At 67.1% G+C, this 246-nt stretch carries 1 protein-coding gene; it reads right to left on the bottom strand.

The features are described 5' to 3' along the window. Positions 1-246, bottom strand: a 246-nt coding sequence (locus OO47_RS33120; RefSeq protein WP_033211256.1) for an ABC transporter substrate-binding protein, incomplete at both ends; no start/stop codon positions are given.

The following is a 246-nucleotide window of genomic DNA, read 5'->3' as shown; positions in this document are numbered from 1 at the left end:
TCGGCCAGGATGATGACATCGGGGTTCCGCGCGGCGACCTCGTCCCAACTCACCTCGGCCCACTTCGTCTTGGCGTCGGCGAAGATGTTCTCCACCCCGGCCAGCTTGGAGATGTGCTGCGGCAGACCACCGGGCCCGGCCGCCCAGGGGGTGCCCTCGTAGGTGGAGTAGAACCACATCACCTTGAGCGGCTTGTCCCGCTTCTCGACGGCGCCGACCGCCTTGTCCACCATGGCCTTCTGCTCG

Source organism: Streptomyces bikiniensis (assembly GCF_000716625.1).
GTDB lineage: Bacteria > Actinomycetota > Actinomycetes > Streptomycetales > Streptomycetaceae > Streptomyces > Streptomyces bikiniensis.
Note: the sequence above shows the minus strand (reverse complement) of the source record. Positions and strands in the feature narration are given on the sequence as shown.